The sequence below is a fragment of the Streptomyces sp. BR1 genome (assembly GCF_052373795.1).
GTDB lineage: Bacteria > Actinomycetota > Actinomycetes > Streptomycetales > Streptomycetaceae > Streptomyces.
This window is the reverse complement of the sequence record NZ_CM126252.1, coordinates 666551-692957: the sequence shown is the minus strand read 5'-3', so window position 1 is coordinate 692957 and position 26407 is coordinate 666551. Positions and strand designations below refer to the sequence as shown.

Annotated in this window: 22 protein-coding genes; 12 read left to right on the top strand and 10 right to left on the bottom strand. The window is 71.7% G+C overall.

Annotation, left to right across the window (positions count from 1 at the left end; translation table 11 throughout):
* Positions 1 to 52: 52 nt before the first annotated feature.
* The 3 genes from ACT1U9_RS03130 to ACT1U9_RS03120 form a co-directional block, all read right to left on the bottom strand.
* On the bottom strand, positions 53 to 820 hold the full coding sequence (locus tag ACT1U9_RS03130) for a hypothetical protein (protein ID WP_444536819.1): 768 nt from the start codon (positions 818 to 820) through the stop codon (positions 53 to 55).
* Positions 820 to 2085 carry a VWA domain-containing protein gene (locus tag ACT1U9_RS03125; protein ID WP_444536818.1) on the bottom strand — a complete coding sequence of 422 codons (1266 nt, stop codon included), beginning with the start codon at positions 2083 to 2085 and terminating at the stop codon, positions 820 to 822. Before ACT1U9_RS03125 ends, ACT1U9_RS03130 begins: the two co-directional genes overlap by 1 nt.
* A gap of 77 nt (positions 2086 to 2162) precedes the next feature.
* Positions 2163 to 2846, bottom strand: a complete 684-nt coding sequence (locus ACT1U9_RS03120; RefSeq protein WP_444536817.1) for a helix-turn-helix domain-containing protein — start codon at positions 2844 to 2846, stop codon at positions 2163 to 2165.
* A gap of 270 nt (positions 2847 to 3116) precedes the next feature.
* On the opposite strand from ACT1U9_RS03120, the gene ACT1U9_RS03115 reads away from it, so the two are divergent.
* Complete coding sequence (locus ACT1U9_RS03115; RefSeq protein ID WP_444536816.1) at positions 3117 to 3827, top strand: MmyB family transcriptional regulator; 711 nt, start codon at positions 3117 to 3119, stop codon at positions 3825 to 3827.
* 111 nt (positions 3828 to 3938) lie between these two features.
* Positions 3939 to 6044: a tetratricopeptide repeat protein gene (locus tag ACT1U9_RS03110; RefSeq protein WP_444536815.1), complete on the top strand. Its 2106-nt coding sequence runs from the start codon at positions 3939 to 3941 to the stop codon at positions 6042 to 6044.
* On the opposite strand, the gene ACT1U9_RS03105 is transcribed toward ACT1U9_RS03110, so the two are convergent.
* Positions 6028 to 7791: a hypothetical protein gene (locus ACT1U9_RS03105; protein ID WP_444536814.1), complete on the bottom strand. Its 1764-nt coding sequence runs from the start codon at positions 7789 to 7791 to the stop codon at positions 6028 to 6030. The genes ACT1U9_RS03110 and ACT1U9_RS03105 overlap by 17 nt on opposite strands.
* 208 nt (positions 7792 to 7999) lie before the next feature.
* On the opposite strand from ACT1U9_RS03105, the gene tdh reads away from it, so the two are divergent.
* The 3 genes from tdh to ACT1U9_RS03090 are packed head-to-tail and all read left to right on the top strand — an operon-like array spanning position 8000 to position 11173.
* The gene (gene tdh / locus ACT1U9_RS03100; RefSeq protein WP_444536813.1) at positions 8000 to 9028 is read left to right on the top strand and encodes an L-threonine 3-dehydrogenase; all 1029 of its coding nucleotides are present in this window, start codon (positions 8000 to 8002) and stop codon (positions 9026 to 9028) included.
* Positions 9029 to 9080: 52 nt separating this feature from the next.
* Positions 9081 to 10262 carry a glycine C-acetyltransferase gene (locus ACT1U9_RS03095; protein ID WP_444536812.1) on the top strand — a complete coding sequence of 394 codons (1182 nt, stop codon included), beginning with the start codon at positions 9081 to 9083 and terminating at the stop codon, positions 10260 to 10262.
* Positions 10259 to 11173 (top strand): LysR family transcriptional regulator, encoded by a 915-nt coding sequence (locus tag ACT1U9_RS03090; protein WP_444536811.1) that lies wholly within the window; start codon positions 10259 to 10261, stop codon positions 11171 to 11173. Before ACT1U9_RS03095 ends, ACT1U9_RS03090 begins: the two co-directional genes overlap by 4 nt.
* A 69-nt stretch (positions 11174 to 11242) precedes the next feature.
* Here the strand turns inward: ACT1U9_RS03090 and ACT1U9_RS03085 are convergent, their stop codons facing one another.
* Together ACT1U9_RS03085 and ACT1U9_RS03080 are read right to left on the bottom strand one after the other, a co-directional pair.
* Positions 11243 to 11566, bottom strand: a complete 324-nt coding sequence (locus tag ACT1U9_RS03085) for a hypothetical protein (RefSeq protein WP_444536810.1) — start codon at positions 11564 to 11566, stop codon at positions 11243 to 11245.
* 104 nt (positions 11567 to 11670) lie between these two features.
* The gene (locus ACT1U9_RS03080) at positions 11671 to 12135 is read right to left on the bottom strand and encodes an ATP-binding protein (RefSeq protein ID WP_444536809.1); all 465 of its coding nucleotides are present in this window, start codon (positions 12133 to 12135) and stop codon (positions 11671 to 11673) included.
* A 183-nt stretch (positions 12136 to 12318) separates the two neighbouring features.
* On the opposite strand from ACT1U9_RS03080, the gene ACT1U9_RS03075 reads away from it, so the two are divergent.
* Positions 12319 to 13179 (top strand): helix-turn-helix domain-containing protein, encoded by an 861-nt coding sequence (locus ACT1U9_RS03075; RefSeq protein ID WP_444536808.1) that lies wholly within the window; start codon positions 12319 to 12321, stop codon positions 13177 to 13179.
* Positions 13180 to 13416: a DUF397 domain-containing protein gene (locus tag ACT1U9_RS03070; RefSeq protein ID WP_188278551.1), complete on the top strand. Its 237-nt coding sequence runs from the start codon at positions 13180 to 13182 to the stop codon at positions 13414 to 13416.
* A 48-nt stretch (positions 13417 to 13464) separates the two neighbouring features.
* On the opposite strand, the gene ACT1U9_RS03065 is transcribed toward ACT1U9_RS03070, so the two are convergent.
* Positions 13465 to 15249, bottom strand: coding sequence for a hydroxysqualene dehydroxylase (locus ACT1U9_RS03065; protein WP_444536807.1), 1785 nt, complete (start codon positions 15247 to 15249; stop codon positions 13465 to 13467).
* Positions 15250 to 15391: 142 nt separating this feature from the next.
* Here ACT1U9_RS03065 and ACT1U9_RS03060 point away from each other — a divergent pair, with 142 nt between their 5' ends.
* Together ACT1U9_RS03060 and phsA are read left to right on the top strand one after the other, a co-directional pair.
* The gene (locus ACT1U9_RS03060; protein WP_444536806.1) at positions 15392 to 15811 is read left to right on the top strand and encodes a YchJ family protein; all 420 of its coding nucleotides are present in this window, start codon (positions 15392 to 15394) and stop codon (positions 15809 to 15811) included.
* 109 nt (positions 15812 to 15920) lie between these two features.
* Positions 15921 to 17780, top strand: a complete 1860-nt coding sequence (gene phsA, locus ACT1U9_RS03055; RefSeq protein ID WP_444536805.1) for an O-aminophenol oxidase PhsA — start codon at positions 15921 to 15923, stop codon at positions 17778 to 17780.
* A 26-nt stretch (positions 17781 to 17806) separates the two neighbouring features.
* Here phsA and ACT1U9_RS03050 read toward each other — a convergent pair whose 3' ends face one another.
* The 3 genes from ACT1U9_RS03050 to ACT1U9_RS03040 all read right to left on the bottom strand — a co-directional run bounded on the left by ACT1U9_RS03050 (position 17807) and on the right by ACT1U9_RS03040 (position 22387).
* Positions 17807 to 19888 (bottom strand): MDR family MFS transporter, encoded by a 2082-nt coding sequence (locus ACT1U9_RS03050; RefSeq protein ID WP_444536804.1) that lies wholly within the window; start codon positions 19886 to 19888, stop codon positions 17807 to 17809.
* Between the two features lie 83 nt (positions 19889 to 19971).
* The gene (locus tag ACT1U9_RS03045) at positions 19972 to 20955 is read right to left on the bottom strand and encodes an urea transporter (RefSeq protein ID WP_444536803.1); all 984 of its coding nucleotides are present in this window, start codon (positions 20953 to 20955) and stop codon (positions 19972 to 19974) included.
* Between the two features lie 178 nt (positions 20956 to 21133).
* Entirely contained in the window at positions 21134 to 22387 is a 1254-nt protein-coding gene (locus ACT1U9_RS03040; protein WP_444536802.1) for a helix-turn-helix domain-containing protein, read from the bottom strand.
* A gap of 704 nt (positions 22388 to 23091) precedes the next feature.
* Between ACT1U9_RS03040 and ACT1U9_RS03035 the strand changes: the two genes are divergently transcribed.
* Genes ACT1U9_RS03035 through ACT1U9_RS03025 form a run of 3 tightly spaced genes read left to right on the top strand, consistent with a single transcriptional unit; the run spans position 23092 to position 26407 of the window.
* Positions 23092 to 24540, top strand: coding sequence for a DUF6801 domain-containing protein (locus tag ACT1U9_RS03035; protein WP_444536801.1), 1449 nt, complete (start codon positions 23092 to 23094; stop codon positions 24538 to 24540).
* A 14-nt stretch (positions 24541 to 24554) separates the two neighbouring features.
* Positions 24555 to 25586, top strand: coding sequence for an ABC transporter ATP-binding protein (locus ACT1U9_RS03030; RefSeq protein ID WP_444536800.1), 1032 nt, complete (start codon positions 24555 to 24557; stop codon positions 25584 to 25586).
* Positions 25583 to 26407: an MlaE family ABC transporter permease gene (locus ACT1U9_RS03025; protein ID WP_444536799.1), complete on the top strand. Its 825-nt coding sequence runs from the start codon at positions 25583 to 25585 to the stop codon at positions 26405 to 26407. The genes ACT1U9_RS03030 and ACT1U9_RS03025 overlap by 4 nt, the downstream gene beginning before the upstream one ends.

Sequence of the window (26407 nt, the reverse complement as noted above, 5' to 3'; positions counted from 1 at the left end):
CCGGTGAACGCACTCCGCCCGCACCATGTGGCGCGGGCGGAGTGACGGTGTGTCAGCCTCGGGGTACGTACGACGGGCGGCCACGGCCGCGCGTCAGGGCGTAGCCCGCGACACCGGCGAGGGCGCCGAGCACGCCGCCGACGGCCGTCCAGATCCAGCGGTCGGTCCACCAGCCCGACGACCAGCCGTCATCCGGTTCGGCCTTCGGGCCGCCCGCTCCCAGCGGGGTGGAGAGGGTGCCGTCGACCGCGTGGGCGCCGCCCGCCTTCACCGTGGTCGGCGTCATCTCGGCCTTGACCGGCAGACCCCGGTCGGCGGCGGGCAGTCCGACGGCGGTGAGCCGTACGTAGTAGCTGCCCGGCAGCGGGTCGGTGGACCAGGTGTCCGCCCACGCCCGCACCGGGCGCAGGGTGCAGGAGAGTGCCACAGATGTGGCATCCGCCGCGGCCGAGCGCGACTGCATGCCGTACATGCACGGCTGGCGGCGGCGCAGCCCGTCGTACACGTCGATCCGCCACGTCGTGGTCTCATGGCGGCCCGTCGACGGCAGGGTCACCGTGGCGTCCACGGTGGGCCGCTGGCCGGCGTCGGCGGGGAAGACCCAGTACAGGTAGTCACCGCTGGAGGCGTCGGCCGTGGCCTTCTGGCCCTGCTTGACGGTCGTGGCGGTACGGAACGTGGTGCCCGCCACCGTCGGCGCGCCCTCGCTCCTGCTCTTGCTCGGGCTGGGGGAAGGCGAGTCGGCCAGGGCCGGGGGCGCCGTGCTCAGCAGGGCCGCGCCGGTGAGCAGCGCGGCCGCCACCGTCCTTGTCGTACGCATCAGTTGGTCCTCCAGACCGCCACACGCCAGCGCGAGATCCAGCCCCAGAGCAGACCGGCGACGAAGCCGGTGAGCACCAGGACGCCGAGCAGCCACCAGCCGCGGCCGAGGCCGAAGGCGGCGACGTCCGAGGCCTGGTCGGGGCCGTCCACCACGTCGACGGCCAGCTCGACCGGCATGCCCGGCGTGGTCTTCACGGACGCGGGCGCCGAGAAGGAGTTGCTGACCTGGAGGCAGACGGTCTCGGGGGTCTTGTCGTCCTTGGACTTCGCCTTGGGGTAGCGCAGTCCGGTCGAGACGAGGTCGGTGCGGCCGTCGCCCGCCTCGGAGCCCCGCACGATCTCGCGGCCGTGCTGGGTGACGGCTCTCATCAGGACGCCGTAGTCGTTGTTGACCGCGCGGTCGGCGCCGACGCTGACCGAAGCGCGCAGCTCCTGGCCGGGCTTGACGTCGACCTTGTACCAGCGGTGCTCGCCGAAGGTCTCACGGTCGGTGTACAGGCCGGACTTGAGCGCGGGCGCACTCTCGCAGCTCGCGGCGCCGTTGGTGGCGACCGGGACGACCACGGGGTCGGCGGCGCGGTCCACCGACTGTTTCACGCGGTCCTTGAGCTCGTCCTTGTGCTGCACCGAGGTGTACGTGCCGCCGGTCGCCTGGGCGATGCAGGTGAGCTGGTCGCGGGTCTTGGCGTCCGGGTTGAGGCCGAGCGTGTCGATGACCAGGTGGATGCCCTGCGCCGCGATGTCGCGGGCCACTTCGCACGGGTCGAGCGGGGCGCAGGTGTCCTCGCCGTCCGTGATGAGGACGATCCGGCGGGTCGAGTCGCCGCCCTTGAGGTCCTGCGCCGCGCCCTGGAGCGCCGGGCCGATCGGCGTCCAGCCGGTCGGGGCGAGGGTGGCGACGGCGGTCTTGGCCTCGGTGCGGTCGAGCGGGCCGACCGGGTACAGCTGGCGGGTGTCCTTGCAGCCGACCTGGCGGTCGTCGCCGGGGTAGTTGGCGCCGAGCGTGCGTATACCGAGCTCGACCTCGGGCGGGGTCGAGTCCAGTACGTCGTTGAACGCCTGCTTGGCGACGGAGATCCGGGACTGGCCGTCGATGTCACGGGCGCGCATGGACCCGCTGACGTCGAGCACCAGCTCGACCTTCGGGGCGGCCTTCTGCGCGGGCGGTCCGTCGTCCGCGACCGCGTCGGCCGGGAGGATACCGGTGGCGAGGGTGGCGAGCAGCGCGCACACCCCGGCCGCCAGCCGTTTTCTGGTGATCATCGCCGGATCCTATGGAAGATCGCATTCCCCGCCCAAATCCTGGGCGGGGCGCGATCGGGCACCGGGACGGCGCGCGCTCAGGTATCCGTGCGCTTCACGCTCTCCAGGAGCATGTCCAGCCACTCGGCGACCTTGTCCCGGTGCTTGTCCGTGGGCAGTTGGGCGGCCCGCCAGGCGATGCCGCGCACACCGTGGTCCTGGAGCAGCTTCTCCAGCGGGTCCTCGGCGGCCGGGGAAGGTGTGTCGCGCTCCCGTTCCTGCTCGCGTTCCTGCTCACGCGCGGCGAAGGTGTGCAGCAGCTCCTGTTCGGTACGCAGCAGCGCGTCGGCCAGTGCCTCGGCGTCGTCGGCGGTGAGATAGCCGGCGTGCACCTTGAAGAACCGCTGGATGGCGTCGCAGTGCTCCATGGTGGGGCGCCGGTCGCCGTTGATGAGCGCGCCCGCCTGCTGCCGTGACATACCGGCGCCGTCGGCGATCTCCTGCTGGGTGTACGGACGCCCGTTGGGTTTCAGCCGGGAGCGGCGCAGCAGTGAGAACCGCTGGAGGAACCGTGCCTGGAGGTCCGGCTCACCGGCCTCTTCGCCGTCGAGCAGGGCCTGGACGACATCGGCCGGAACCCCCGAGGCCTCGGAGAGTTGGTGGACGTCGAAGACCTCGGCCTGGCTCATTCCGAGCTTGCGGGCCAGTTCGTCGACGCGGGCGGCGATGGCCCCCAGGGGGCCCGTGGCCGCTGGTCCCGGATCCGAGAAGCCGTCCGTCACCAGTAATTCTCCTAGATCACACGAGTTGCTCCGTACCGCTCGAACATGCAGTGAAGCTGTCCGGAGGCTACTTGTTCCCGGTCTATACAACCAGAACTTGCCACAGCTGTGGCGTATTTGAGGCGTTCTCGGGCTTGAATGCCACGATGGTTGACATTGTCTTGCCGACGGGAGCAGGATCGCAACACGGTGCGAAGATCGACCTCTGTGGCACGAGGACGTGGAGGACGGCAGGCGCACCGCGTGCCTGCAAGAGGAGTCGCGTTCTCGATGGTGGAAGAACCGTTGGTGAACAGGTCGGTCGGCCCGGTACCGCAGAACGTACCGGGCGGCACCGCAGCCGAGGAGTGGGACGCCGATACGCGCGCGTATGTGGACGACCACATAGCGATGATGGACGCCACCGACTTACCGTCGTTCCTGGTCGACCGGGGCTGGAACGTGCTGCACGCCAACACCGCGTACCACACGCTGTTCCGCGCGGTCGGCCCGCACGCGAGCGCCATGCCGCGTGACAACTTCCTCCGGTTCGTGCTCTTCCACCCCAACGCGGGCTCCGTGCTCGCCCAGCACGAGACGGGTTGGTGTCTGCCGATGCTCGCGCAGCTCTCGTCGGCCCTGGAGCAGGATCCCGACCACCCGGAACTGAGCGCGGTCCGCAGCGAGATCGCCGACGACCCGCTGATGAGCGCTGCCTACCAGCAGGGCCTGCCGCACTGGATGCGCATGGTCGGCCCGGCCGCGGTGGACCACGACGGCTCCGTACGCGCGCTGCGCCACCCCGACCCGGGCTGGGACGTGGTGGAGTGCCGGATCGTCGACGAGTCGTCGGGGAAGCTGGGGAAGCTGGGGCTGCGCCGGGTGACGCTGGTGCTGCGCGGGACGAGCGGCCGCAAGCGCCGCGCCCGGCCGCTGGCCGCGTGGCGGGGCCGCGGCCACCTGAAGGTCGTGGCGGCGACCGGGCCGGGCACGGAAAGCTGACCCTGTCGGGGGACCGAAAGCTGACCGGGAGTCATCACTCGTGAACTCCGTCTGCTCCACCACCTGTTGCTAGCGTGAGCCCGACCGGGATCTGGAGCGGGGGAGTGCGGCATGCTGGAGACGCTGTCGGTGTCGGCGGTCACGGCGGTGCTCGGTGCCGTCGGATCCGGGATGGCGAACGAGGCGGGCAAGCGGGCCTGGGAGTCGGCGGGCGGCCTGGTCCGGCGCGTCGCGGGCCGCGAGGTACCCGCGCCCCGGGATCCCGCTGAACTGGAGGCGGTGGCACGGCTGGTGCGCGAGGGCGCCCGCCGCGACCCGGACCTCGCCCGCGCGTGGTCGGCCTTCGCGCTTACTGCACCGGCGCCCGGCCTCGCCCTCGGAGTCCCCCAACTCCCCGCCTCCACACGGTTCTTCACCGACCGCAAGGAAGCCCTGAAGGCCCTCGACAAGGAGGCCGACCGCAAGGCTGACGGCCGCCCCCGGCTCGTCCTGCTGTACGGGCCCGAGGGCATTGGGACCAGCGCGCTCGCCCTGCACTGGGGATGCCGCGAGGCCGCGCGCTTCCCCGACGGACAGCTCCACCTCGATCTGCGCGGCGGCTCTGTGGCGGGCGCCCTCGACGCCGCCACCGCCCTGCGGCAGCTCCTGGACCGGCTGGGTATGGCGCGCGAGGAGATCCCGCCGGGCGCGGACGAGCGGGCCGACGCGTTCCGGCGTGCGGTGGCCGGGCGGCGGCTGCTCATCGTGCTCGACCACGCCCATTCGGCCGCGCAGATCCGGCCGTTGCTCAGCTCCGCGCCCGGCGTGTTCACCGTCGTCGTCGCCCGGCGCCCGCTCGCGGGTCTTGACGCGGTACCGGTCGCCGTCGGCCCGCTCACCGACAAGGACGCGGTCCGGCTGCTGACGCAGGTGGCGGGCAAGCGGGCGGTCGCCGAGGCGAAGGCGGCGCTGCCGGGTGTGCTGCGGCGCTGCGCGGGCTCGCCGTACGCCCTGCGCGCGGCCGCGCCCCGGCTCCTCCACACCTCGGCGGCGCCGTCCCCGGACGACCCGGTGCGTACCGCGATCGAGGACACGTACCGCACCCTGACGCCCGCCACCGCCCGCGCCTACCGGCTGCTCGCGCTGCGCGCCTGGCCCGCGATCGGCCCGGAGGCGGCCGCCGCGACCCTCGACATCTCGCGTGACGAGGCCGCCGCTCACCTCGCCGAACTCGTGGAGCTGAGGCTCCTGGAGCAGGACGGCGAGCGCTGCGCCTACCGCCCCGGCGTCCGTGCGCACGCCGAGGCGGCCGCCGTCCGCGAGGACGGCATCGCGGCCTGCTCGGCCGCGCTGCGGCGGGCCGTGGCATGGCATACGGAGTTCGCGGTACGGGCGAGCCTCGCCGCACTGAGTCAGAGCTGGCGCATCGGCGCCCGGGCCGGCGCACTGCGCGCGGGCGACTACCAGGACGCGGGCGAGGCGCTGGACGCGCTCCGCGCCGAGCTCGGCAATCTGCTCGAAGCGGTGTACGCGGCCGAGGAGTTCGGCGACACGGACGCGGTGTGCGAGCTCAATGAGGCGCTGTGGCCGCTCCAGCTCAAGATGGGCTGCCACGACGAACTCCTGCCCGCGCTGCGGGCGGGCGTCCGCGCCGCCGACGCCCGCGACCCCGGCTCGCGCGCCGCCGGACGTATGCACACCCTCCTCGGCCTCGACCTGACCGAACTCGGGCGCTGGGACGAGGCGGAGGCGGAGTTCCTGGCCGCCGCCGAGGCGGAGCGGCGCGCCGGACACGTACGCGGGCGGGCCACCGCCGTGGAGTCGCTCGGCCTGCTGCGGCTGCGGCAGTGGCGCTTCGAGGAGGCGTACGAACGGTTCGAGGCGGCGGACGCGCTGCTCGCCGGGATCGGCCCCGACGACGAGGGCGCGGCCGATCTGCCGCGCGCCCGCGCCCTGTTGGAGCGCCACCGGGGCCGGGCGCTGCGCGGCCAGGGCAGGCGCGCCGAGGCGATCGCGCGCCTGGAGAGCGCGCTGCGCTTCTTCCGCGAGACGGCCGAGCCGTACAACACGGCCCGTACGCTCACGGACCTGGCCGAGACGCATCTGGACGGCGACGACGCGGCGGCCGCGCTGCCGCTGATCGACGAGGCGATCGCGGCCCTGGAGAAGGACCGCGCGGCCTACCATCTCGCCCGGCTGCGGGCCCTGCGCGAGCGCTGCGTCAGCCCCGCACCCTGACCTGGTGGACGACCGCTCCCGTCCGCACGGTCAGCCCCCGACCGGTGAGTTCATCGAGCGACTTGCCCGCCGCGAGCCAGGCGTGCAGCGCCGAGGCGTACGCGGCGGGGTCGGGCCCGCCCCGGTCACCCTCCAGCCGTACGAGCGCGCCCGTGCGGGTGCGTACGGTGCAGGAGGTGGCGTCGGTGACATACGCGGCGAGAGCGCAGCCGGGATGTCGGGCGAGGGCTTCGGCGGCCCGCTCGTCGGGCGTCCCCAGACGCGGGTCGTCGGGCGCTCCATGGCCCAACACCACATCGGCCAGGTCGAGTTGACCGGGATCGCGGGTCTCCTCGTGTACGGCGGTGTGCACTTCACCGTCTCCAGCGGGCTCGTACGCGGGATCGGCATAGCGGGTGACGGCGACCTCGCCGTCGCCCAGGAGACGGGTGAGGACACGCAGCGGCGCCGTGCGCAGCGGCGGTTCGTACGGCGGCAACGGAAGGCGTTCGAGCAGGGCGGGCTCGGTTGGCTCGGGGATGCCGATGAGCGAGTAGAAGAGCGTCCTCAGCCGGGCGGCGGACTCGCCGGGCACGGCGGTGGTCAGCGCGGCGGGTCCGGGCAGCGGCCGGTGCGCGGCGAGGAGGCGTTCGAGCCGGCCGAGCAGCGGCGCGTACGGGTCGAGGCGCGGGGCGTCGCGCACGAACGCGGCCACGGGGGAGTGCGGGTCGAGCCCGTCGAGCGGGGCGGCGCCGAGCAGGACCGGGGTGCCGAGCGCGGCCGCGTAGTAGCTGACGGATCCGTGGTCGCCGATGACGGCGTCGGCCGCGAGGAGCGCCTGGCGCCAGCCGTCGAGCGGGTCCACGAGCGCCAGTCCGCCACGCCGGGCGCGGTCGAGCCAGGACCGGATCTGGCCGGGGCCGTGGCCGTGCCAGATGTTGGGGTGCAGGACGGCGGCGAGGCGGTACTCGTCGGCGGGGAGTTCGGCGGTGAGCCGGGGAAGGAGCGCGGGCAGTACGTCGTCGCCCGCGTCACCGAACAGGGACTCGGGGTTCCAGGTCGAGTTCAGCAGGACGAGCCGCTGGCCCCGGTGCACGCCCAGCGCCCGGCGGAACGACTCGCGCCGGGGCCGGGCCGCGAGTATCCGGTCGAAGCAGGGGTCCCCGGCGAGCACGGCGGTCGGGGCGGCCTGCGGGCAGTGCGCGCGCAGCCGCTTCAGCTGTTCGGGGTGGGACAGCACCATGGCGTCGGCGACGGGCCGTCCGTGATGCAGCAGCCACGAGGGCGAAAGCCCGAACACAGGAGCGCCCTGCTTGCGCTGAGCGGCTCCCGGCTCCCGGCTCCCGGCTCCCGGCTCCCGGCTCCCGGCTCCCGGTGTGGCCAGCGTTTTATTGTAGCCAGCGCCGTGTGACAGCACCGCCAACTTCCCGGGAATACGGTGCAGTTGGCCGCCGAAGCTGGCCGTGACGGCGAGGTCGACCGGGGTCCGTACGGCCTGCTCCCACGGCACCACCGGCACCCCGGTCTCGGCCAGCAGCTCGGCCACCCCCGCCTCGAACGCGGACGACCCCGTACAGGTGGCGAGCAACTGCACGCGCAGGTCGTCGTGGAAGAGCGGCAGGACATCGAGCAGCCGGGTCGCGGAGGTCACGTTGTGGACCACGAACAGCACCCGTCGGCAGCGCCCGCGCGTCGCCCACCGGGCCGCGTCGTCACCGACCGGCACCCGTATCCGCGCCACCCGTACCCCCCTCTTCGCGCTGCGCACACCTTAGACAATGGGCGGGCGGCACTCCGCAAGCCGACGCGGCCGGTGACGCGAGTGAAGGGGGAGTGCGGAGGGGCGCGCGTGAAGCTCGGCTGTTGCCCCGTTTAAGAAATCCTCGATGGACGGGAACGCTCGCGCTCGGCAGATTAGTGATCAGCCATGGATCCATGGCCTTTCGCCCCCTTTGTACGCGCCGGGAGCCCCGCCCATGAAGGCCCTTGTCAAGCAGCACGCCGAACCCGGACTGTGGCTCATGGACGTCCCGGAGCCGGAGTACGGCGCCGGCGATGTGCTGATCAAGGTGCTGCGCACCGGCATCTGCGGCACCGACCTGCACATCCGCTCCTGGGACGGCTGGGCGCAGGGCGCGGTCAAGACCCCCCTCGTCCTCGGCCACGAGTTCGTCGGCGAGGTCGCGGCGGTCGGCACGGACGTGCGGGACATCGCGGTCGGCGACCTGGTCAGCGGCGAGGGCCACCTGGTCTGCGGCAAGTGCCGCAACTGTCTCGCGGGCCGGCGCCACCTGTGCCGCTCCACCATCGGCCTGGGCGTGGGCCGCAACGGCGCCTTCGCGGAGTATGTGGCGCTGCCCGCCACCAACGTGTGGGTGCACCGCACCCCGGTCGACCTCGACGTCGCCGCGATCTTCGACCCGTTCGGCAACGCCGTGCACACCGCGCTCTCCTTCCCGCTGGTCGGCGAGGACGTCCTGATCACCGGCGCGGGCCCGATCGGCATCATGGCCGCCGCCGTGGCCAAGCACGCGGGCGCCCGTAACGTCGTGATCACCGACGTCAGCCCCGAGCGCCTGGAGATCGCCCGCAAGGCCGGTGCCACGCTCGCGGTGAACGTGGCGCAGTCCTCGATCGCGGACGCGCAGCGCCAGCTGGGCCTGCGCGAGGGCTTCGACATCGGCCTGGAGATGTCCGGCCGCGCCGAGGCCATGCGCGACATGATCGACAACATGACGCACGGCGGCCGGATCGCGATGCTCGGCCTGCCCGCCCAGGAGTTCGCGGTCGACTGGTCGAAGATCGTCACCTCGATGATCACGGTCAAGGGCATCTACGGCCGTGAGATGTTCGAGACGTGGTACGCGATGACGGTGCTGCTCGAAGGCGGCCTCGACCTCAGTCCCGTGATCACCGGCAGCTACGGCTACCAGGACTTCGACGCGGCCTTCGACGAGGCCGCCACCGCCCGCAGTGGCAAGATCATCCTCGACTGGACCGTCTGAGTCCCCTTCTCGGCAGCTACTCGGCAGCTACTCGGCATCTAGGAGCCTGAGCATGTACGCGTCCGTCCGCGACGACCTCAAGAACACCCTCGACGAGATCCGCGAGGCCGGCCTCTTCAAGCCCGAGCGGGTGATCTCCTCCCCGCAGAACGCCTCGGTCGCCGTTCCCACCGGCGAGGTCCTGAACTTCTGCGCCAACAACTACCTGGGCCTCGCCGACCACCCCGAGGTGATCGCCGCCGCCAAGGAGGCGCTGGACCGCTGGGGCTACGGCATGGCCTCGGTCCGCTTCATCTGCGGCACCCAGGACGTCCACAAGGAGCTGGAGGCGCGTCTGTCGGCGTTCCTCGGCCAGGAGGACACGATCCTCTACTCGTCCTGCTTCGACGCCAACGGCGGTGTCTTCGAGACCCTGCTCGGCGCCGAGGACGCGGTGATCTCCGACGCCCTCAACCACGCCTCGATCATCGACGGCATCCGCCTGTCCAAGGCCGCCCGCTACCGCTACGCCAACCGCGACATGGCCGAGCTGGAGGCGAAGCTCAAGGAGGCGTCGGGCGCGCGCCGCCGCCTCATCGTCACCGACGGTGTCTTCTCGATGGACGGCTATGTCGCCCCGCTCCAGGAGATCTGCGACCTCGCCGACCGCTACGACGCGATGGTCATGGTCGACGACTCGCACGCGGTGGGCTTCGTCGGCCCCGGCGGGCGTGGCACGCCCGAGCTGCACGGCGTGATGGACCGCGTCGACATCATCACCGGCACCCTCGGCAAGGCGCTCGGCGGCGCCTCCGGCGGCTATGTCGCGGCCCGCGCCGAGATCGTCGCCCTGCTGCGCCAGCGCTCGCGCCCGTACCTGTTCTCGAACTCGCTGGCCCCGGTGATCGCGGCCGCCTCCCTCAAGGTCCTCGACCTCCTTGAGTCGGCGGGCGACCTGCGCGACAAGCTCGCGGCCAACACCTCGCTCTTCCGTACGAAGATGACCGAGGCGGGCTTCGAGATCCTGCCCGGCGACCACGCCATCGCGCCCGTCATGATCGGCGACGCGGCCGAAGCCGCCCGCATGGCCGAGCTGCTCCTTGAGCGCGGTGTCTACGTGATCGGCTTCTCCTACCCGGTCGTCCCGATGGGCCAGGCCCGTATCCGGGTCCAGCTCTCGGCCGCGCACTCCACGGCGGACGTGGAGCGGGCTGTTGCGGCGTTCGTCGACGCCCGGGCGACAATGGCCGGGTGATCGACCCGCGCCGGCTCCGTATCCTGCGCGCCGCGGCGGACCACCGTACGGTGACCGCCGCGGCCGCAGCGCTTTATCTGACCCCCTCGGCCGTCTCCCAGCAGCTCGCCGCCCTGGAGCAGGAGACCGGCCACACCCTGCTGATCCGCAGCGGCAAGGGCGTACGGCTCACCGCGGCCGGCGAGATCCTGCTGGAGCACGCCAACGCGGTCCTCGCGCAGCTGGAGCGGGCCGAGGCGGAGCTGGCCGCGTACGCGGGCGGCGAGGCCGGAGACGTGACCGTGACGGCCTTCGCGACCGGTATCGCCGAGGTCCTGGCCCCGGCCGTGGCCCGGCTGCGCGGGACGCACCCCGCGATCCGGGTGCGGGTGCGGGACGTGGAGGGGGACGAGTCGCTGCCGATGGTCCTGGACGGGGAGGCGGATCTCGCCCTCGCGGTCGAGTACCGGGGCGCGCCCCGCGAGGACGACCGGCGTCTGGTCCGGGTGCCGCTCTACGCGGAGCCCTTCGACGCGGTGCTCCCCGCCGACCATCCCCTGGCGCACGCGCCCGAGGTGCGGCTCTCGGCCCTGTCCGAGGACGACTGGATCGGCCCCTACCCCGGCAACCCGTGCCACGACGTGGTGCTCCTCGCCTGTGAACTCGCGGGATTCGAGCCGAAGTTGATCCACTCCTCGGACGACTTCCGCGCGGTCGCGGCGCTGGCCGGAGCGGGTGCGGGCGTGGCCCTGGTGCCCCGCTCGGCGTTGCGCGGCATGGAGCAGAAGAACACGGTGGTACGCCCGGTCGCGGGCCCGGCCGCCACCCGCCGCGTCTTCGCGGCGGTACGCAGCGGCGCCGAGCACCATCCGCTGCTCAGGCCGGTCCTGGAAGCGCTGGTCAGGGCGGCGCAGGGGTTGACGACGGGCTGAGCCCGCGCCGGGGAGAGCGGTCGATGGGGCGGGGGAGGACGTCCCAGCCCGGGTCGGCGAGTGCGCGCGTCAGTTCCATGCCGGTGCCGTTCCAGTCAGCTGGCAAACCACCAGGTACAGCGGGATCGGAGGGGTGTACGGGGTCGGGCCGTCCGGGGTGTGGATCAGCCGGCGGCCGACGGTCTCCGGGACGCGGGCGCCCGGGGCGTAATGGGCCGGATGCGGCCAGGTCAGCTCATGGTCGGAGCCCGAGGGGACCAGCCACCACCAGCAGTCCGGGTCCGCGAAGACGCAGCCCGAGCGCGGCAGCCGGGACAGCACCCGGAAGCCGTATGCGGCGGGCACGCCCACCGCGTCGATGCCCTGGAGCGCCGGGAGCGACGGCGGCGGCACCAGTACGCCGCCGCCGATCGCTCCGGCGCCCCCGTGCGAGCCAGGCCCCCAAGGCCCCCCAGCCTGTTCCTGGCCGCCTCTGGACAGAAGAGTCCGTGAACCTCTCAACACGCTCGGCCCGCCCCGAGCCGGGCCCAGACGATGCGTCCGGGGCCCTGCGGAACGTCGTGCGCGCCCCATGCCACGCTGAGCGCGTCGACCAGCAGCAAGCCGCGCCCGCGCTCCTCGCCGGCGGCCGCGTCGCACAGGGTGGGCCCGCAGGACCCGTACCCCTGGTCGCGGACCGCGACCGTCAACTGGCCGTCGGAGAAGCAGAGTTCGCAGGACACCTGGGTGCCCGCGGTGTGGACGACGGCGTTGGTGACGAGTTCCGAGATCACCAGCGCCGCCTCGTCGCCCAGCTCGTCGCCCAGGCCCCAGCGGGTCACGAGCTCGGCGGTATGGCGACGGGCGGCGCCGGCGGACTCGGGGCGAGCGGTCAGCTCGAACGAGTACCGGCGGACATCGGCGACGGAGACAGCGGGAGCCGCGGCTATGAGCTGCGGGACGAGCGCGTTACCAAGTGCCACGACCGGTTCCTCACAGTGGGGAAGCGGCGTCGCGCGCGACAGCCGCATGTGCTGGCGTTCACCGACCTACCTTCCACCCATCCGTGACACTTGGCAAGGGGCACTCTGAAAAATGCAGAGTGCTGTTCTCTGCGCTGAGGTGGCATGGCACACTGCTCGGCAACAGGGTTAGGGGAGGAAGACGTGAGTGAACCCCGGTCCGCCCCGACCGTGGGGCAGGTCGTGCTGGGCAGACGCCTGCAGGACCTGCGTGAGCGGGCCGGTCTCAAGCGCGAGGAGGCGGCGAGGATACTGCGCGTCGCCCCCGCCACGATCCGCCGGATGGAGACGGCCGAGGTCGCGCTGAAGATCCCGTACGTACAGATGCTGCTGAAGGCGTACGGCATCGGCGACCAGGAGACCGACGGGTTCATCGAGCTCACCGAGGAGGCCAACAAGCCGGGGTGGTGGCAGCGCTTCCACGACATCCTGCCCGACTGGTTCAGCATGTACGTGAGCCTGGAGGGAGCGGCGTCGCTCATCCGGACGTACGAGCCGCACTTCGTCCCGGGGCTGCTCCAGACCGAGGACTACGCGCGTTCCGTGATGATCAGCGGCGCGCTCGGGGCGACCAAACCCGCCGACATAGACCGGCATGTGGCGCTGCGCATGGAGCGCCAGTCGCTGCTCACCCGGCCGGACGCCCCGCGCTTCTGGGCGATCATGGACGAGACCGTGGTGCGCCGCCCGGTCGGCAGCCGCGCCGTGCGGCGCGGGCAGCTCGACCGGCTCCTCGAAGCCGCCGAACTGCCCCATGTGACGCTCCAGATGGCGGAGTTCGCGACGGGGCACCACCCGGGGACGTACGGCCCGTTCGTCCTGTTCAGATTCGCCGTGCCGGAGCTCCCGGACATGGTCTACAGCGAGTACCTGACGGGTGCCGTCTATCTCGACGCGCGCCCCGAGGTGGCGACCCACCTCGAAGTCATGGATCGCATGGCGGCCCAGGCCGCGACTGCACAACGCACGAAGGAGATCCTGGCGGATCTCCGCGAGGAGCTGTGAATGGATCACATCTACAACGGCATGCCGGCCCGCGATCTCGGGACCGAGGGCTGGCACAAGCCGTGGAGCGGCGGCAACGGCGGCAACTGCGTCGAGGCCATGAAGCTGGCCGACGGCCGGGTCGCGGTGCGCCAGTCGGCCGACCCGGAGGGCCCCGCTCTGATCTACACCAGCAACGAGATCGCCGCGTTCATCCTGGGCGCCAAGTCGGGCAAGGCCGACTTTCTGCTGACGTGATCCCTTCCCTGTCCCCTCTCTTAGGAGTAACGATTCTGCGTACGGCTGTCACCCCACGTCGAACACGTTGGGTAGGCCCAGGCGGTAGCGGAACCGGTCGTCGCGCTTGAGTAGATCCAGCTCCGGCGCGCTGTAGAGCGGGGTGACCGTGCAGCGCGGCGCGGTCGAACCCGTACGGTCCAGAAGGGCGTTGGCGGCCAGGCGGCCCGAGGTGTTGGCGCCCTCCATCGTCGCCAGGTCGATGGGGACGGCCACATAGTCGCCGGCCAGGAAGAAGTTGGGGATCTTCGTGGCCGCCGAGGGGCGGTTGTGGAAGGTGCCCACCGGGTGGATCAGGAGCTCGTCCTCGTTCTTCGGCTCCGGGGTGCCTATTCCGGAGACGCCGGGGTCCAGGAACCACGAGTGCAGCTTGCCGTCGCTGAGCACCTGCTTCCCGGTGTCGTTGACGGCCGCCTTCAGCTGCGCCCACACCTCGCGCGCGACCTCCTCGCGGGTGCACTGCTTGGCCGTCTTCCCGTACAGCATCCCGGGCTTGTCCCACTCGGAGATGTCCACCGAGAGGCAGTCGACCGCCGCCCCGTCGCCGTAGTCGGCCGGGAAGTCGTGGTGCGGCCAGTGCTCGGCCTGGGCGATCGCGGTCAGCGACCAGGGGGAGTCGATGCAGTCGAAGTGGCCGTGGACGACGTCCGGGCGTTCGGTGAGATAGAACTGGATGCCCGTCATCCAGTCCGTGCGCAGCTTGTCGCAGCGGGCCAGCTGCGGGTCGGCGGCGCGCAGGGCGGAGTTCCAGGTGAGCCGGGCGTGCTCGACGGGCAGCGCGCAGACGAAGTGGTCGGCCGCGACCGGGCGCCGCACACCGTCGGGGTCCTCGACCACCGCCGCCGTCACCTTGGAACCGTCGTACGCGAAGTCCCGCAGTGTCCAGCCCATCTTGAACTCGACGCCCAGCGAACGGAGTTGGGCCACCCACGGGTCGATCCACGCCTCGTTGGTGGGGGCGTTGAGGATCCGGTCGAGGGGGCCGTCGGCGCCCCGGCCGAGCGCGTTGAAGACGAACGCCTCAAGCAGCGAGCCCACCGTGCGGGTGCTCGCCTCCTCCGCCTTGGTCGCCACGATGTTGCGGGTGACGCCGACCGCGAGGATGCGCTGGTACTCGTAACTCATCTGCCCGGCCCGGGTGAACGTCCACCACGGCGTCGCCTCCCACTGGTCGTTGCGACGCTCGTCGCAGCTGGTGAGGAAGGTGACCAGGCGGTCGGCGAAGTACGCGACCTCGCGCGCGGGCAGCCGCTGGAAGGTGCCGAGCATTCCGGTGAGCGCGCGCCGCAGCGCGTCCAGGGTGAGCTGCTGCGGCGTGCCCGACCAGGGCAGCGGCAGGCGCAGGTCCTCGTAGCCGGTGCGCGCGAACATCATCTCCTTGGGCGCGACCAGGTTGTCCCAGACGCCGTTGGCGTTGCCCGGGAAGGGGATGCGCCGCAGGGTGTCCGGCAGGTTGTGGTAGATCCCGGGGATGAAGCGGAAGCCGTGCTCGGCGGGGAGCGGGGCGCGGCCGGCGCGGGCGCTGTCCGGCACGTCCATGCTGCGCGCCTTGCCGCCGAGCGCCCGCCGCTCGTAGAGCGTGACGCTGAAGCCGCGTTCGGCGAGCTCGTGGGCGGCGGTGAGCCCGGCCACCCCGCCGCCGAGCACAACGACCGACTGTCCGGCCTGTGGTGCCGCTGCCGAACGCCCGGCGGCCACGGCGGGCACCGCCGCCTCGATCCCCAGGGCGGTCGCCGCGCCCGCCACCGCCGTCCCCGCGACAAACGTGCGCCTCGTACTGCCCGTTCGCTCCATGGTGCCCCCTATTACCGGTGGTAACAGTGATGTCGGCGCAGGAGCATACGGTCGCGGCGGTCAAGCCGGAAGACGTATTCGGGCCCGGTGTTCGAGTGCGGTCGGCCGATTCACACGGTTTCCCATGTGGTCAGATAGGGGCATGGCTCGACGCACTTCCCGCCCCGCCCGTCCCACCGCTCCCAAGGACTGCCCCTGCGGGCTGCCCGCGCCCTACGCCGAGTGCTGCGGGCGCTACCACTCCGGGCAGGCCGCCGCGCCCACCGCCGAGGCACTGATGCGCTCCCGCTTCAGCGCGTTCGCGGTCGGCGACGAGCCGTATCTGCTGCGCACCTGGCACCCCGACAACCGCCCCGAGAGCCTCGACCTCGACCCGGCGATGCGCTGGACCCGCCTGGAGATCCTGGACACCACGGACGGCAGCGCCTTCCACACCACCGGCACGGTCACCTTCCGCGCCCACTACACCTACGACGGCGCCACGGACTCGCTCCATGAGCAGAGCCGCTTCGTACGGTACGAGGGTGCGTGGGTATATCTGGACGCGGTGTTCACGGACTGAGTCCTGCATCGCGCGTACTCGACCTCATATGTCACGGGCTGAACCCTGTAGGTCCAGATGGCGTCTTTTCCCGCGAGCGCGGCCGTGACGGCCGGGATCAGGGGGAAGTATGTCCGAGGTGAACGAGAACACCGCAGGGGACGAACTCGTCCCGTACATCGACCCGTTGCCGGTTCCCAAGGTGCTGCGGCCCGCGTCGGCCGACGTGCTGCGGGAGACCGAGATCGCCATCCGCCCCACCTGGGTGCGGCTGCACAGCCAACTGCCGCCCACCCTGATGTGGGGTTACGACGGCACCGTGCCCGGGCCCACCATCGAGGTGCGGCGCGGGCAGCGGATCCGGCTCGCCTGGACCAACCGTGTGCCGGAGGGCAGCGAGTATCCGGTCACCTCCGTCGAGGTGCCGGTCCGCCCGCCGGGCACACCGCCCGCCAGCACCGAGCCCGGCCGCGAGGGCACCGTGCCCAACCCGGACGTGGCCGCGCTGCCCGCCTGGGTGGTGACGCATCTGCACGGCGCCCGCACCGGCGGCGGCAACGACGGCTGGGCCGACAACGCCGTGGGCCACGGCGACGCGCAGCTGTCCGAGTACCCGAACGACCACCGGGCCGTGCAGTGGTGGTACCACGACCACGCCATGAACATCACCCGGTTCAATGTGTACTCCGGGCTCGTCGGCACGTATCTGCTGCGCGACGACGAGGAGGACGCGCTGCGACTGCCCGGCGGGGAGCGGGAGATGCCGCTGATCCTCGCCGACCGGAACATCGACACCGACGACGACGGGCAGCTCAACGGGCGGCTGCTGCACAAGACGGTCGTCCTCGACCCGAAGAACGCGGAGAGCGGCATGCCGGTGACGCTCCCGTTCACCGGCCCGTTCACCACGGTCAACGGAGTCATCTGGCCGTATCTCGACGCCGAGGCCGCCTGGTACCGCTTCCGGCTGGTCAACGCCTCCAACGCGCGCATCTACGACTTGGTCCTCCTCGACGAGGACGACACCCCGGTGCCGGGCGTGCTCCACCAGATCGGCAGCGACGGGGGTCTGCTGCCCGCCCCGGTGCCCCTCGACTTCGACGCGGCGCTGCCCACGCTCACCGTGGCGCCCGCCGAGCGCATGGACCTGCTGCTCGACCTGCGCGCGCTCGCGGGCCGCAGCCTGCGCCTGGTCAACAAGGGCGCGGGCCAGGCGGCCGGGGTGCCCGACCCGGTCAACAACGTCCGCTACCCGCAGGTGATGGAGTTCCGGGTGCGCGAGTGCGCCGAGCCCGACGACTTCGTCCTGCCCCGGGTGCTCTCCGGCTCCTTCCGGCCCTACGAGCACGGGCAGATCCAGCACGGGCACCGCCTCATCGTGCTGACCACGCCGGGCACGGTCGGGGGCGGCGGTCACCCGGAGATCTGGGAGATGGCCGAAGTCACCGACGGGCAGGTCGAGTTGCCCACCGACGGCGTCATCCAGCTGAAGGGCGCCGACGGCACGGTGAAGACGTACCGCCGGATCTCCCGCACCATGAACGACGCGCTCGGCTTCACCGTCGCCGAGGGCGCCTTCGAGCAGTGGAGCTTCCTCAACCTCGGCGGCCCCGTCCACCCGATGCACATCCACCTCGCCGACTTCCAGGTGATGGGCCGGGACGCGTACAACGTCGACGGCTTCGACCTGAAGCTCGGCGGCACGCGCACACCGGTGACGTTCGACCCGACCCGGGTCATCCCGCTCGCGCCCAACGAGCACGGTTTCAAGGACGTGTTCCGGATCTACCCCGGTCAACTGGTGCGCGTACTGGGCAGGTTCAACGGTGCGTACGGGCGGTTCATGTACCACTGCCATCTGCTGGAGCACGAGGACATGGGCATGATGCGGCCGTATGTGGTGGCCCCGGCGCAGGCGCTGAAGTTCGACCACATGGCCGGGCACGGCGGCCATGACGGGCACAACGGCCACGACGGGCACGGTAGTTGAGCGTGCTGTAAAGCCAGGGGACCTGGTCAGTGCACCGCCGCGCCGGCCTTCTCGCGGTCGGCCGGCGGCAGGCCGTTGGCCAGGTCCTCGGCGAGCAGCCGTTTGGCGATGGCGTCGGCGGCGGCCCGCAGCTCCGCGCTGCGCGGCCTCCCCCGGTCCTTCTCCAGCTGCTCGTTGAGCCAGTCCGACCAGGAGGTGGCGATCGCGCCCACCTCGCGCCGGCCGCCCTCGGTGAGCATGAAATAGGTGTCCTCGCGGGTCAGGAAGCCCTCGTCGACCATCCGCTGGAAGACCGGCACCAGGACCTCCGGCGGCACATGGCGGCGGGCCGCGATCAGCCCGAGGCTGGCGTGGCCGACCATCCTGGTGAACAGCTCCACCTGCATCACGGCCCAGGCGCCCGCCATGTCGAGCCGGGAGTCCGAGCGGGTCACGACATGGCGGGCCGTGTCGATGCCCGCACCGCGGACGATCTTTCCGACCGACAGTTCAAGGAGCTTCTGCGAGTCGCCGGTCGACGGCTGCGCGAAGCCCTCGCCCATGTCGGTGGAGGCGGACCGGGCGGTGTCGCGCAGCTCGACCTGTTTGAGGAAGAGCGCCACCACGAACCCGACGGCCGCCACCGGCACGGTCCACAGGAACACCGTGTGCAGCGAGTCGGCGTACGCGTCCACGATCGGCCCGGACGCGGCCGCGGGCAGCTTGTGCAGTCCGCCCGGCGACTGCGCGGCCTTCGCGAGCTCGGCGGGGGCGAGGCCGCTGGCCCGCGCGGCGGCGGTCACCCCGTCGGCGAGCTGCGGTTTGAGGGTGTTGGCGTAGATCGTGCCGAACACCGCGGTGCCGAAGGAGCTGCCGAGCGTACGGAAGAAGGTGACGCCGGAGGTGGCGGTGCCCAGGTCCGCGTAGTCGACGGTGTTCTGCACGGCGATCGTCAGGACCTGCATGCACAGCCCGATGCCGAGGCCGAGCACCAGCATGTACAGCGACTCCAGCCAGGCCCCGCTGCCCGGCCCCATCAGGGACAGCAGATACAGCCCGACGCCCATCACCAGGGCGCCGACGATCGGGAAGATCCGGTACTGGCCGGTCTTGCTGACCACGTTGCCGCTGAAGATCGAGGCGATGAGCAGACCGATGACCATGGGCAGGGTGCGTACGCCGGAGATGGTGGCCGAGTCGCCGTCCACGTACTGCAGATACGTCGGCAGGAAGGTCATCGCGCCCAGCATCGCGAAGCCGACGATGAAGCTGAGGACCGAGCAGACGGTGAAGACCGGGTTGCGGAACAGCCGCATCGGCAGCATCGGTTCGACGGCCCGGGTCTCGGCCCAGCAGAACAGGGCGAGCGCGAGCACACCGCACACGAAGAGCGCGAGGATGGTGGGCGAGGACCAGGCGTACTCGTTGCCGCCCCAGCTCGTGGCCAGGATCAGGGCGCTCGCACCGGCCGCGACCAGGCCGATGCCCAGGTAGTCGATCACCGGCTTGGCCACCGAGCGGACCGCCGGGATGTTGCGGGCGGCGGCGATCACCACGAGGACGGCGATGGGCACGTTGACGTAGAACGCCCAGCGCCAGCTCAGATGGTCCGTGAACAGCCCGCCGAGCAGCGGCCCGATGACCGTCGAGACCCCGAACACCGCGCCGATCGCACCCTGGTACTTGCCCCGGTCGCGCAGCGGGATCACATCGGCGATCAGCGCCATCGCGGTGACCATGAGCCCGCCCGCGCCGATGCCCTGGAGCGCCCGCCAGGCGATGAGCAGGGACATGTTGGTCGCGAGCCCGCACAGGAACGAGCCGGTGATGAAGATGACCGCCGAGACCTGGAAGACCACCTTGCGGCCGAAGAGGTCGCCGAACTTGCCGACGAGCGCGGTCGCGACCGTCTCCGCGAGCAGATACGAGGTGACCACCCAGGACATATGGGCCGCGCCGCCGAGGTCGGAGACGATGGTCGGCAGGGCGGTGCCGACGATGGTCTGGTCGAGCGCGGCGAGCAGCATCCCGAGCATGATCGTGCCGAAGACGATGTTCCGCTGGCGGACGTCCAGCACGGGCGGCGCGGCGGCGGGTGCCGGTGGTGCGGTGTCGCTGGCAGTGCTCACCCTTGCACCCTCACACCGCCGCAGGTGGGGCGCATGCCGTGTAGGCCGTGCGGATGAAGGGGTACGGGGGCGGTGATACGGGGTTACGCGGCGGTGCGCGCCGGCTCTTCCGAGGGCTGCGTACCCGTGCGCCGCAGCCTCGGCAGGGCCGGGACCGAGGCCAGGAAGACCAGCGTGGTCAGGACGAACGGCCAGGTGAACGCCTGGCCCCCGGCCGGGGCGAACAGCGCGCTCAGCGCCGGGCCGAGCACGGTCGCGGCCGCCGCCCCCACCACCGCGAAGCCCAGGCTCCACCGGTCGGCCGCGAGCAGCGCCCCGCACAGCGCGATGGCGACCAGTACGGCGTTGTAGCCCATCGTGCCGTCCGCGATCCGCTCGGCCGGGGCGCCGAGCACCCACGCGGTGAGGATCCCGACGGCGCTGCCCGCGCACGCCATCGCGCCCGCGAGCCGGTCGGCGGCGAAGATCCCGGCGAGGAAGATCAGCCCCACGTACCACTGGGGCATCAGGAAGATCTGGGCGACGTTCGCGAAGAAGCCGTGCACCACATCGCGCAGGCCCAGCTCGACCGGTCCCTCGGCGGCCCGGGCGAGCGCGGCCGGGCCGCCGCCGTGGTGCCACACCTTGCGAAAGCCGGGCGCCGCGATCGTCATGGCGCTGGCCGTCAGACAGAAGGGGAGGGTCAGCGTGGGCAGCCCCCAGGTGCGCAGCACCGTGGCGGTGCCCCCGGCGACCACCGTGACCACCGCGCAGCCGCCGGCCGCGAGCAGCGCGGTCGACAGATGCCCCGCGCCGAGGCTGACCGCGAAGCCGACCGCGACCAGGCAGGCGTTGAACCCTTCGAGCCCGGCGGCGACCCTGCCCCGCTCCACCCCGAGGAGCTGGGCGGTGGCGGTGCCGACGGCGGTGCCGAGCAGCCCGTACAGGCCGTACGGCCAGCCCGCGACGAACAGCCCGACCGAGAAGACGGCACCGGTCACGGCGCTCGGTATGAAGTCGACCTGCGCCTGGCCGCGCAGGACATGAACGGCGAACCGGCCCCAACGCCCGCCACGTGACTGGCCCATCCGACCCCTCCCGCCCCACCGATAACACCCGTTTGAGGGCCATTCGACGGGCCCAGGGCACTGTACGGGCGAGGGGTGTGGCGGCGGCAGATGTTCCGCCTGGTCGGAACCTCCCAGAATCGCCGGTCGGCAGTCACGCAACGCACGACGGGCGGCCGATGGTTCGGCTCGATGCTCCTCAGCGCGACCGGGCGGGGGAGCGGGTGGCCCGGGCAGCCGGGGCGGGCCGGGGCGTGGCGGACTCGCGCAGATGCATCGCGCGCAGCACGATCTCGGTGGCGAACCGGTGGTCGGGGTCGCTCAGACGGCGGCCGAACGCCGCGTCCAGGTTCCGCATGCGATAGCGGACGGTCTGCGGATGGATGTGCAGCGCCTCGCCGATCTGCGCGGCGGTGCCACGGGTGGCGAGCCAGGTCCGCAGCGTCTCGGTGAGCCGGGCGCGGCGGGTCGCCGTCTGGCCCTGGAGCGGCGCCAGTTCACGGACCGCGAGCTGTTCGACGAGCGCCGGGTCGGACATCAGGAGCAGCGTGACCAGGTGGTCCGCGCAGTGGATGACCGGCGCCTCCTTGATGATCCCCGCCTGCGCGAGCCCGAGCGTCTGGCGCGCCCAGCGCAGCGAGTCGCCCGCACCGGCGAGCGCCACCGTGGGACCGACCGCCGCCCGCGCCCCCGCGAGCGCCTGCGCCAGCGCCTGATGGCGGCCGGTGTCCATGGCACCCGGCACCAGCAGATACGGCTGGGGGTCGCCCAGATCCATCAGCATGTCGCCGTGCAGCGCGGTGCGAGCCGGGCGGGCGCCCGCACTCAGGGCGACCAGGCACAGCTCCTCGGGAAGCCGCCAGCCCGCCCGGCCGGCGAGCTCGACGAGGGTCGCCTGCGGCGTCGTGTTCCCGGACACGATCAGCCGCAGGATCTTTCTTCGTAACTCGTCGGGGCCCTCCCCGGCCGACGCCCTGGCCTCCAGATAGCCCTCGCTGGCCAGCGCCTCCAGCTGGTCCATGTACGCGAAGAGGGTGTCCGCGAACGACAGCATGAAGACGGGGGAGAGTTTGTAGCGCTTGCCCAGCTTCTTGGTGTGGCGCAGCGCGACGCGCGCGCCCACCCGGAAGGTGCCGCGCAGGGTGTCCAGGCTGCGTCCCTCGGCTGCGGCGTACCGGCCGAAGGTGCGGATCATCTCGTCCCGCAGCGGTGAAGGCGCCGACGGCCGTACCACCTGGTCGACGAAGATGGTCAGACTCTGCTCGATCGCCGAGTGGATGAACCGGCCGTGCGGTCCCGCGATGACGTCCGCGTACTCCGGGTACGCGCGCAGCACCTCCGCCTTGATCTCGTCGAGCAGCGACGGGAGTTCGGGCCGCATGATGGTGGCGAGCTCCCGGGGGATCGGTCCCAGCTGCTCGCCGGAGGCCGAGGTGTGGAGGGCGTTCGGCATGCGGGTCCCTTTCGCTGGCCGCGACGTTCGGCTCGACGGTCGGCGGTCGGCGCAAGTGGGTGACGCCCCGCAGGCCCCGGTCCCGGGCCGCCGTCAGCACACAGTCAACTCACAACATCTGCAACATAGACCAGCCCGGGCCCGAAGGCACCCGTGCGGACGGGGAAATGTGTGGAGGGCATCGGGTGTGTGTTCCGGCCGCCCACAAAGGCAAGGCCGTTGACTCGTGTACGAAATTCCGGCGGTGTTGTTCGTGCCTGCGGCATAACGCCCGTACGCATGGCACTACGGCCGGATTCGACCCTCGGCTATTGCACGGTCGCATTACCCGCGCATAGCGTCGGCGCTGCCACGGGCCGACGCCCTCGCCACCCCTCTCGGCGAGCGATCGACGTCCGTTCCGGGGGCCGCGGCCCCTGCCCCAGGAAGCGGCCCCAGGCGGGGCCCCGCGATCCGTCCCCCCGGATCGCGGGGCCCCGCCCATTTGCGTGCTCGGGATGTGTGCCGCGGTTGATAAAGCGAGCGCCCGGAATTGTGGCGCCGGTGACAAATACCGGGCGCGGGGCGAGGAGATCGAAGATTCGCGCGGAACCGGTATTGCGACCGAGGGTTACCCGTACGTAACGTCACGGCGACACGGCTCGTTCGAGGCGGCGTAACCGCTATTCCGGGGTGAACCAGGGGCGAATCAGGGGAGAAGTGCCATGAGTGGTGCATTCGACCGGCGCCGCGCGGCCATGTCCGCCGCGCTGGGCACGCTCGCGCTTCTCCTCGGCCTCGTTCCGGCATCCGGGACGATTGCGCGCGACCGGAAGGCGGACGTTCAGGCCATTTATGACTGTACGTCAGGGACCGCACGAAGTCGGGTTGTTATGGACTTCGACGCGGCGTATCCGCAGGGCGGTCGACCGGGGCAGCCGTTACGGGTCGAGGGGTTCGCCGTGCGTCCCGAGCTCACCCCTGACGTGGTCACGGCGTTGCTGCCCGCAGGCACCGCCGAGCTTTCCGGTACTGCCCGCCTCGCCGTCGAGGTCGCCCAGAACGGCCGCGCTGCTGAGGCCGACTGGTCGGGGCTCGTCGCACCCCGCGTTGTGCTGGACGCGGGCGGGATGCGGCCGGTTTTCGGGGGTGAGGTGCCGATGGTGACGGTTGCGGGGCCGGGTGAAGTAGCGCTTACAGCACGGGAGTTGGTGCTCACGCTGCTGCCTTCTGGGGGAGCGGGCGCGCCCGCGTCTGGTACTCCCACCCCGTCGGCCGACCCCTCCCCGGCACCCGGCCCGGTCGAGCTGCGCTGCTCGCCGGAGACCCCGCCCGGCCCGCGTCTCGCCGTCTGGCCCGTGGCCGAGCCCGCGACCGGCAGTTCCCCGGACGTACACACAGCCACCCCGACACCGAACACCAACGCACCCAAGGCGCCCCGACCCCCCATCCAAGTCGGCCCGGGCAAGCTGAGCCAGGCCCCCGTCTGCCCCGCAGACCTCCCGCCCGGTGAGCTCGACCGGACGCGGTTGCCGCAGCCCCCGCCCGGTGCGACCGAGAGCCGGCTCGACGCCTCGCTCTGTGTGGTGGCCGTCGGTTACGCCACCGTCGCCAAGCTCGGCAGCGCGATGGTCATCAACGATCCGCACGGCACCCCCGGGCTGCTCCACCTCGACCTCGGCAAGCGCACGGTGAGCGCCCCCGACTACGACGAGTCGGACTCGGTCGGCATCCTCGGCTTCCCCGACGCCGAGGCCACCTTCCTCGCCTTCGGCTTCCAACCCACCAGCGCGAAGGTCCACTTCGAGGCGGAGCCGGTCACCGTCGTCAACGTCCGGCGCGGCCAGACGTTCACCACCGCCATCGCCTACCGCCAGTACCTGCGCCTGTACGACCTGCGGGTCAACGGCGTCCCGATGGACGTCGGGCCGCGCTGCCGGACCTCGCAGCCGATCGACACGGTTCTCGCCGGTGCGTACGACTTCCTCACCGGCGGGGTCCTCGACGGGAAGATCGCCATCCCGCCCTTCGCCGGCTGCGGCAGCCGGGGCGAGGATCTGTCGCCGCTGTTCACCGCCACCCTGTCGGGCCCGGGCAACCCCGTCCGGATCCAGCAGGGGCGGCTCGCGGGGGCCGGGAGCGCCCCGCCCGTCCCCGAACTCCCCAAGCGCTGAGGAGCCGCCGAGCCATGGGAATCGACGTGGTCGTCGAGGGGCTGACCAAGACCTTCGGACGGCAGACCATCTGGCAGGACGTCACCCTCACCCTGCCCGCCGGGGAGATCAGCGTGATGCTCGGGCCTTCCGGCACCGGCAAGACGGTCTTCCTCAAGGCGATCGTGGGACTGCTGCGCCCGGATGCGGGCCGGGTGCTGGTCGACGGCGTCGACATGGCCAACAGCCGTGAACGCGACGTCTACGAGGCCCGCAAGCTCTTCGGGCTGCTCTTCCAGGACGGCGCCCTGTTCGGCTCGATGACGCTCTTCGACAACATCGCCTTCCCGCTGCGCGAGCACACCCGTAAGAAGGAGTCGGAGATCCGCCGGATCGTCATGGAGCGCATGGACACCGTCGGACTCGCGGGCGCGGAGCGGAAGTTGCCCGGCGAGATCTCCGGCGGGATGCGCAAGCGGGCCGGGCTCGCCCGGGCGCTGGTGCTCGACCCCCAGATCATCCTCTGCGACGAGCCGGACTCCGGCCTCGACCCGGTCCGCACCTCCTACCTCTCGCAGCTGCTCATCGACATCAACACCGAGCTCGACGCCACCATGCTGATCGTCACCCACAACCTCGACATCGCCACCACCGTCCCCGACAACATGGGGATGCTGTTCTGCCGCGACCTCGTCGCCTTCGGACCCCGTGAGGTGCTGCTGACCAGCGAGGAGCCGGTGGTCGAGCAGTTCCTGGGCGGACATCGGGCAGGTCCCATCGGGATGTCCGAGGAGAAGGACCGGGCGACCATCGCCCGCGAGGCCTCACACGGCCTGGTCGCGGGCCCGCCCACCCGGCGCACGGTCGCCCCCCAACTCCAGCCCACCCCCGGCCTCCCGGTCCGCCGCGCGGTCCAGCGCCGCCGCGACCGGGTGCGCGGGCTGCTCGACTCCCTGCCACCGGCGGCCCGCGCGGCGGTCGAGGCGGACCTGAGCGGAGTGCCCGACGGCGACACGCTCGTACGGACCCGGCCGCTGCCCACGTACGACGGCGGAGCACCCGCGTGAGCGCCCCGGCCGAGTCGGTCAGCGGGCCCGGCGCGCCCGCACCCCGACCCCCGCTGCGGATCCTCAACCCGCTGCGCGAGACGGGCAAGCTGTTCGCGCTCGGCTGGACCGTGGTGCGGCTGACATTCCGGCGGCCGTTCCAAGTGCGGGAGTTCATCGAGCAGTTCTGGTTCATCGCCAGTGTGACGATCCTGCCCGCGATGCTGGTCACGATCCCGTTCGGCGCGGTCATCGCGCTTCAAGTGGGCTCGCTCATCGAGCAGTTCGGTGCCCAGTCGTTCACCGGTGGCGCGAGCGTCCTTGTCCTGGTCCAGCAGGCCAGCCCGCTGATCGTGTCCCTGCTGATCTCGGGGGTCGCGGGCTCGGCGATCTGCGCGGACCTCGGCTCGCGGACGATCCGCGAGGAGCTGGACGCCATGGAGGTCATGGGCGTCTCACCGGTGCAGCGGCTCGTCGTGCCGAGGGTGCTGGCGGTGATGTCGGTCGGGCTGCTCCTGAACGGCCTGGTCTCGGTCGTCGGCACGCTCGGCGGCTACTTCTTCAACGTGATCATGCAGCACGGCACCCCCGGCGCGTATCTGGCCGGCTTCTCCTCGCTCGCCCAGCTCTCCGATCTGCTGATCGGCGAGTTCAAGGCGGTGGTCTTCGGGTTCATCGCCGGTGTCGTCGCCGCCTACCGGGGTCTGAACCCCAAGGGCGGCCCGAAGGGCGTCGGCGACGCGGTGAACCAGTCGGTGGTCTTCACCTTCCTGATCCTGTTCTTCGTCAACATGGTGCTGACGGCCTTCTACCTTCAGCTCGTCCCGGCGAAGGGGCTCTGA